The 6,658-nt window shown below is 63.4% G+C and carries 9 protein-coding genes; 1 reads left to right on the top strand and 8 read right to left on the bottom strand.

Annotated elements, in window-relative coordinates; genetic code table 11:
• Nucleotides 1-166: 166 nt before the first annotated feature.
• On the bottom strand, nt 167-1,276 hold the full coding sequence (locus NKJ80_RS21185; RefSeq protein ID WP_352498254.1) for an aldo/keto reductase: 1,110 nt from the start codon (nt 1,274-1,276) through the stop codon (nt 167-169).
• A gap of 34 nt (nt 1,277-1,310) precedes the next feature.
• A complete protein-coding gene (locus NKJ80_RS21180; protein ID WP_023671025.1) occupies nt 1,311-1,838 on the bottom strand; it encodes a nuclear transport factor 2 family protein in 528 nt (175 codons plus the stop codon).
• Between the two features lie 99 nt (nt 1,839-1,937).
• On the opposite strand from NKJ80_RS21180, the gene NKJ80_RS21175 reads away from it, so the two are divergent.
• Nucleotides 1,938-2,864, top strand: a complete 927-nt coding sequence (locus NKJ80_RS21175; protein WP_023684689.1) for a LysR family transcriptional regulator — start codon at nt 1,938-1,940, stop codon at nt 2,862-2,864.
• Between the two features lie 33 nt (nt 2,865-2,897).
• Here the strand turns inward: NKJ80_RS21175 and tsf are convergent, their stop codons facing one another.
• The 6 genes from tsf to NKJ80_RS21145 all read right to left on the bottom strand — a co-directional run bounded on the left by tsf (nt 2,898) and on the right by NKJ80_RS21145 (nt 6,653).
• Nucleotides 2,898-3,818: a translation elongation factor Ts gene (gene tsf / locus NKJ80_RS21170; protein WP_023684688.1), complete on the bottom strand. Its 921-nt coding sequence runs from the start codon at nt 3,816-3,818 to the stop codon at nt 2,898-2,900.
• Between the two features lie 108 nt (nt 3,819-3,926).
• The gene (gene rpsB, locus NKJ80_RS21165) at nt 3,927-4,715 is read right to left on the bottom strand and encodes a 30S ribosomal protein S2 (protein ID WP_023671022.1); all 789 of its coding nucleotides are present in this window, start codon (nt 4,713-4,715) and stop codon (nt 3,927-3,929) included.
• A 177-nt stretch (nt 4,716-4,892) separates the two neighbouring features.
• On the bottom strand, nt 4,893-5,321 hold the full coding sequence (locus tag NKJ80_RS21160) for a LysE family translocator (RefSeq protein ID WP_352498253.1): 429 nt from the start codon (nt 5,319-5,321) through the stop codon (nt 4,893-4,895).
• Entirely contained in the window at nt 5,279-5,503 is a 225-nt protein-coding gene (locus tag NKJ80_RS21155) for a LysE family transporter (protein WP_352498252.1), read from the bottom strand. Before NKJ80_RS21155 ends, NKJ80_RS21160 begins: the two co-directional genes overlap by 43 nt.
• The gene (locus tag NKJ80_RS21150; protein ID WP_023671020.1) at nt 5,500-5,778 is read right to left on the bottom strand and encodes a DUF4031 domain-containing protein; all 279 of its coding nucleotides are present in this window, start codon (nt 5,776-5,778) and stop codon (nt 5,500-5,502) included. Before NKJ80_RS21150 ends, NKJ80_RS21155 begins: the two co-directional genes overlap by 4 nt.
• Before the next feature lie 44 nt (nt 5,779-5,822).
• On the bottom strand, nt 5,823-6,653 hold the full coding sequence (locus tag NKJ80_RS21145) for a cell envelope integrity EipB family protein (RefSeq protein ID WP_023671019.1): 831 nt from the start codon (nt 6,651-6,653) through the stop codon (nt 5,823-5,825).
• Between the last annotated feature and the right edge of the window lie 5 nt (nt 6,654-6,658).

The following is a 6,658-nucleotide window of genomic DNA, read 5'->3' as shown; positions in this document are numbered from 1 at the left end:
TTTTAACGCTACATTGGTGGCCCGTTTATTTTTGGTGGGGCCGAGCTGGGGCAGGTCCCCCCCGGGGGGGGGCGGGCGGTGGGGCGAGGCGGTGTCGCTAAACCCGCCGGGCCGCGCTTGGCCCCGCGCCGCCCCTCGCCCAATTCCGCCTTCCCGTCGCGGCCCGTCAGTTGCTGGTGATGCTGACGGCGTCGCCCTCGACCAGCAGCGGCGGCGCATAACCCAACGGCTTGTCGCCGGTCACGGCGCCGCCGGTAACCCGGGCTTGTATGTCGGAACCGAAATAGGCGTACGGGAATGGCGGCGGTGTCTTCCTGACCGTATCCAGCCGCGCGCGAAGCTCGGCGGGTAAAGTGAAATCCAACGCCGCCAGATTTTCCTGCAACTGCGCCAGCTTGGTGGCGCCAAGAATCACGGTGGCGATGCCCGGTTGCGTTGCCACCCAGTTGAGCGCGACCTGCGCCATGCTGCGTCCGAGTTCGGTGGCAACTTTTTCGAGCTCCGCCACGATCGCCCAGTTGCGCTCGGTGAACTTCTGGAACCCCGGATGAGTGGTGTTGCGAAAGCCGTCGAGCCGGCCGGCATGGCCTTCCTGCGTCGGCCGGTACTTGCCGCTGAGCAGCCCGCTGGCCAGCGGGCTCCACACCATGATTCCTGCGCCATGGCGGGTGCCGAAGGGCACGAACTCATTTTCGATCGAACGCTCCGCCAGCGAATATTCAAGCTGCAGGGCCGACACCGGCTCGTAGCCGCGCCACTCGGCGATCGTCTGCGCGCGGGCAGCATACCAGGCCGGCACATCGGACAGGCCGACATGGCGAATTTTGCCCGCACGCACGAGATCATCCATCGTGCGCATGACCTCCTCGGCCGGCGTCAGCCCGTCCCAGACATGGAGGAGGTAGAGGTCGATATAGTCAGTGCCCAACCGCTTCAGCGAGGCGTCCACGGCGCGCAAGATGTTCTTGCGGCCATTGCCACCGGCGTTCGGATTGCCGGGCTCCGCGTTGAAGGTGAATTTCGTGGCGATCACCGCTCTGTCGCGCAAGCCTCGCTCGGCGATGAATTCGCCGAGCCAGGTTTCGGCTGTGCCGCCGGTGTAGAGGTCGGCGGTGTCGAAGAAATTGCCGCCGGCCTCGACATAGGCGTCGGCCATGGCGCGCGCGGTTTCCCTGTCCGCGCCCCAGCCCCATTCGGTGCCAAAGGTCATGGTGCCCAGTGCCAGCCGGCTGACGCGCAGGCCGCTGTTGCCCAGTGTGTAATAGCTCATGGTCATGGTGTTTTTCCTATCCTGATTTCTTGACGCCGGCTCACTGGCCAGGCGTCATCTTGACCCAGGGATTGCCGCGCTCATGCGTGGCGCGGAAAACGAAGCCGTCGACTTTCCAGCCGGTCCCGGAGCGAACCAGATGGTGCTCGTAGGTGCCCCAGACTTCCCACAGCGGGTCGCCATTGCCTTCCATCCGGTTCCAGGCATAGCCGTTCGAAGAGACGGTCGCCGCGTCCGCCTCAAAGATCACCTGGTGATTGGTGCGCAGATGCAGGCTGGTCTTGCTGCCCCTGAGGTTGCCGGCCCAGGTACCGATCAGATTGTCGGAGGGGATGGTGGCGGCAGGCTGTCCTGACAGGCTGCTGAAGTCGACGGTGACACGGTCGGCGAAATAGGAGCGGGCAAGCTTCCAGTCCTGCGCATCGACGGCACGGTCGATGGCATCGGCGATGCGGATGACGGCGCGTTCGTCGGCGAGCGCGCGCCAACCGGACGGCTCGGCGCCGCCGGCATCGACCGGCGCTAGGGCAAGGCCTGCGGCGAAGGTAGCGTGTTTCAAGGCATCCATCTCTCTTCTCCTTTGTGCATCGGTGATGGCAATATGGGTCAGCCTGTCGGCATCGAGAAGATTGAAGTGTTCGCAAGGACTATGCGATATCATGCATGAATGGACCGGGATCTGCTCAGTCATTTGCCTGTCATCGTCGCCGTTGCCCGACGCGGCGGCTTTGCGCTAGCTGCGGCCGAACTGGGCATGTCCCCATCCGCCGTTAGCCATGCGGTGCGCCTCGTGGAGGAGCGGATCGGCCAGCCGCTGTTTGCGCGCACCACGCGCAGCGTCTCGCTGACGGAAGCCGGCAAGGCGCTGGTGGACACGGCAGCCCCTGCCCTCCAGGATATCGCCGACCGGATGGACCGCATCCGAGCCATCAAGGGCCGGCCCTCCGGCTTGCTCAGGTTGAACGTTCCCAACATCGCCGTTCCACTTGCCGTCACTCCTGTGGCCGCCGCGATGGCTGAACGCTATCCTGATGTGACCATCGAATTGCTCACCGACCAGGGGCTGGTGGACATTGTCGGCGAGGGTTTTGATGCCGGCATCCGGCTGGGCGAGATGATCGCACAGGACATGGTCACGGTCCGGCTGACGCCGCCATTCAACGCCGTGATCGTCGCCTCCCCCGCCTATGTCGGCCGGCATGGCCGTCCGCGCGGTGTGGCGGATCTTTCGGACCACAATTGCATCGGCTACCGGCTTGTGCGCTCCGGCGCACTCTATCGCTGGGACCTGACCGAGGACGGCAAGGATGTCGTGGCCGAGACGAAGGGTACGGTCATCGTCACCGATTCGCTGGCCGCGATCGACCTTGCGCTTGCCGGCGTCGGGCTGACCTATGTGTTCGAGCCGCTGGTGCGCGCGGAATTGGCCGCCGGCCGCCTCGTTCAGATCCTGCCGCAAACGGCGATCGAGGAGCCCGGCCTCTTCCTTTACTTCCCGCGCAGGGCGTCGACGGCGCCAAAGCTCAGGGCCTTCATCGACACCGCACAAGAAATCGGCCGAGCATCCTTGCGGACACCCGGCCGAGTTGCCTGAGCTGAGAAGCCCTTTTCGGGGCTATTTTTAAAACTACTTCTTCACCGCCGCCGCGACTTCCGCCGCGAAATCGGTCTCTTCCTTTTCGATGCCTTCGCCCAGCGCAAAGCGCAGATAGGCGGAGATCTTGGCCGGAGCGCCGATGTCCTTCTCGGCATCCTTCAGCGCCTGCTCGACAGTGATGTCGGGATTGAGCACGAAGGCCTGCTTGAGGAGCACGACTTCCTCGTAGAACTTGCGCAGGCGGCCTTCGACCATCTTTTCGATGATCGCTTCCGGCTTGCCGGACTGGCGCGCCTGGTCGGCGAAGATCGCCTTCTCGCGCTCGACCGCTGCCGGATCGATCTGCTCGGCGGTCAACGCCAGCGGGTTGGTGGCGGCGACATGCATGGCGACCTGGCGGCCAAAGGCGTTGGCGGCATGCTCATTGCCCGTGGTCTCGATCGCGACCAGAACGCCGAGCTTGCCAAGACCATCGGCAACCGCATTGTGGACGTAGGTTGCGACAGCACCGTGCGGGACGGTGAGCTTGGCCGAACGGCGGAAGCTCATGTTCTCGCCAATGGTGCCAACGGCGTCCTTGATGGTGTCAGTGACCGACTTGTCCGAACCCGGATACTTTGCGGCAGAGACAGCCTCCGTCGTGCCATAAGCAAGCGCGACCTTGGCGACATTGCGAACGATCTCCTGGAACTGCTCGTTGCGGGCCACGAAATCGGTCTCGGAGTTAACCTCGACGATGGCGGCCTCGCGGACGCCGGAGTCGACGCCGATCAGGCCTTCGGCGGCAGTACGGCCAGCCTTCTTGTCGGCCTTGGAAATGCCCTTCTTGCGCAGCCAGTCGACGGCCTCTTCGATGTTGCCGTTGGTCTCGGTCAACGCCGCCTTGCAGTCCATCATGCCCGCGCCGGTCAAGTCGCGGAGTTCTTTGACCTGTGCAGCCGAAATGCTCATTGTCGCCTCTTTGTTTTAAATGCACCGACGCACCACCGGTACTCGGTGATGCGTCCGTCTAGCGTGCCAAATATGAGAATGATGAAGGCCGCAACCGGCCTTCGATTGTCAAGCTTCCGGAGCGTCCGCAGCCGGGGCCGGAGCCGGATCAAGCGCCGGTTCGACCGGAGCTTCGACCGAGGCGCCGATGTCGACGCCGAGCGCGCCCTGCTGGCGGGCGATGCCGTCGATGGCAGCCTTGGCGATCAGGTCGCAATAGAGCTGGATGGCGCGCGCCGCGTCGTCATTACCGGGGATCGGGAAGTCGATCTTGTCCGGATCGCAGTTCGAATCGATGATGGCAACGACCGGAATGCCGAGGCGCTTGGCCTCGAGAATGGCGATCGCTTCCTTGTTGGTGTCGATGACGAACATCAGGTCGGGCGTCGAGCCCATGTCCTTGATACCGCCGAGCGCCTTGTCGAGCTTCTCGCGCTCGCGGTCGAGGTTCAGGCGTTCCTTCTTGGTCAGGCCCTGGGCTTCGCCGGCCAGCATCTCGTCGAGCTTGCGCAGGCGCTGGATCGAATTCGAGATCGTCTTCCAGTTGGTCAGCATGCCGCCGAGCCAACGCGAGTTGACATAGTATTGGGCCGAACGCTGTGCGGCGTCGGCGACGATGTCGGACGCTTGGCGCTTGGTGCCGACGAACAGCACGCGGCCGCCCTTGGCAACGGTGTCGGAAACCTGCTTCAGAGCCTGGTGCAGCAAAGGCACCGTCTGCGACAGGTCGATGATGTGGATGTTGTTGCGGGCGCCGTAGATGTAAGGCGCCATCTTCGGGTTCCAGCGGTGGGTCTGGTGGCCGAAGTGAATGCCAGCTTCCAAAAGCTGGCGCATGCTGAAATCAGGCAGTGCCATTCTTAGTTCCTTTTCCGGTTAGCCTCCACGGACACAGGCATTTTTGGACTTTGTCCTCGAACGCCACCGGAGGTTTCAGCCGGATTTCTCCCGGGCAGACACCAAAGTCCGTGTGTGGAATGAGCGCGCATATAGAGGGGAAGCGCTGCAAACGCAAGCGGTGAGGTGCTTCATCGCTCAGCGTGCGGCAATCAGCGCTCCGGTGCCGATCATGGCGCTGCCGGCGAACCGGTTAATCAGCCGCATGCGTTCGGGCGTCCTGAGCCAGCCGGATGCCCTGCCCGCCAGCGCGGCGTAGATGCCAATGGTGAGAATATTGGCGCCGACGACGACTGCCACCACCAGCAGGCCGTCGGCAAACGTCATGGTGTCGAGGTTGAGGATCAGCGGCATGATCGAGGCGTGGAACAGGATCGCCTTCGGGTTGCCGAGCGCCACGGAGGCGCCAAGCAGGAACGAACGCGACAATCCGGTTTGGGGGATTCCTTGCGCGGCCGATTGCGCGGCCGCGGCCCGCCACATCTTGATGCCGAGGAAAATCAGGTAGGCCGCACCGGCGTATTTCAACAGGAGAAACACCCATTCGAAGGTCTGGGCCAGCGCCACCAGCCGAGCAGTGCCAGGGTGACCAGCACGGCATCGCCGGCGGCAATGCCCATTCCGGCGACGAACGCACGCAGGAAGCCGCGTGCCACGCCGTTGGTGATCACCGTGAACATCGCCGGTCCCGGCGTGGCGGCGGCAAGTGTGATGGCAAGGCAATAAGCCAGGAATGCCGTTAGGGTCACGATCGGCCCTTTCCGTTGGGTACCCGTACGCGCCTGAAGATCGCAACGATCTCCTCGCGGCTGCATTCGATGGCGCCGAGCCGCACCGCCCGGTCGCGCTCGAAGCCGGTTATGTCATAGTGCGGCGCCGATGTCCTGGGCGGCCCCTGGTAGGACGAACGCTTGACGCCAAGCTCGGCGGCGAAACGATGCAGTTCGTCCGTATCGTCGGCCATCAGGTGGCACCAGCGATGGCCGGCCCATTTCCAGATCGCCGCATCGACATAGACCGCCATCGGGAACTGCCATCAAGCCTGCCGTGGCCAGCGCCGCATTGTTGCTATTTCGAGACCGGGCAAGGCTTGGTCTGATCGAACAGCGACAGGTTGACCAGCTTTCCGGTCATCGAGAACTCGCCATAGTCCATTGTGAGGTCGCGGGTGATGCCGTTCTCGTGCAGCTTGAAGCTGATGCGGTATTCCGGCACCTCTTCGCCCGATTTGTCGGTCTCGTCGAAATAGGCGATGTCGACCGGCCAGTATTTGTCGCCTGCAAGCTTGGCCAGCGCCGGCGCTTCGGGGTCGGCCTTGTCGCCCTCGGCCTTCTTGCCGACGATGACGGTGGTGGTCATCACCTTGTTGGCATCCTCCGAACCGTCGAACAGGCTGGTTTCGTAGAAATTCTCGCCCTTCTCGGCCTTGCCGATCAGTTCGACCAGATGCTGGGTCGGGAACTGAGTAGCGGCGAGTTCCAGGCTGTTCTTCTCGGGCTTGTCGATGTCGACCTTGAGGCCCTTGGTCTCTTTCGTGGCGGTGCCCTTGACCTCCTTGTCTAGGTTCTGGTCGACGAAGGATTTGGTCACGAACGAGAAGGTCTTGCCTTCGGCGTCCTCGAACGTGGTCGTCTGCTGGTCGGTCAGCCTGGTGTTGTCGCCGGTGGCGATCTGGGTGACGAAACGGAATTTTACCGTATAGCCCTCGCAGGGCGAGCCGTTGAACTCATAGACCATGCGGCCGGAAATGCCGGTGATGCCCGATCGGTCCGACGCCTTGTCGAGGGTAAGATCGTAGACGGCGCGATGCGCCTGCAGCGCCGGCACGGCAAAGGCTGGAGCCATCGAGAACAGCACCGGAACGAGAACGGCGTGGAAGGCAAGGCGCGTTGCGCGCATAAAGG

It is taken from the genome of Mesorhizobium sp. M0030 (assembly GCF_040323695.1).
Classification (GTDB): Bacteria; Pseudomonadota; Alphaproteobacteria; order Rhizobiales; family Rhizobiaceae; genus Mesorhizobium.
Note: the sequence above shows the minus strand (reverse complement) of the source record. Positions and strands in the feature narration are given on the sequence as shown.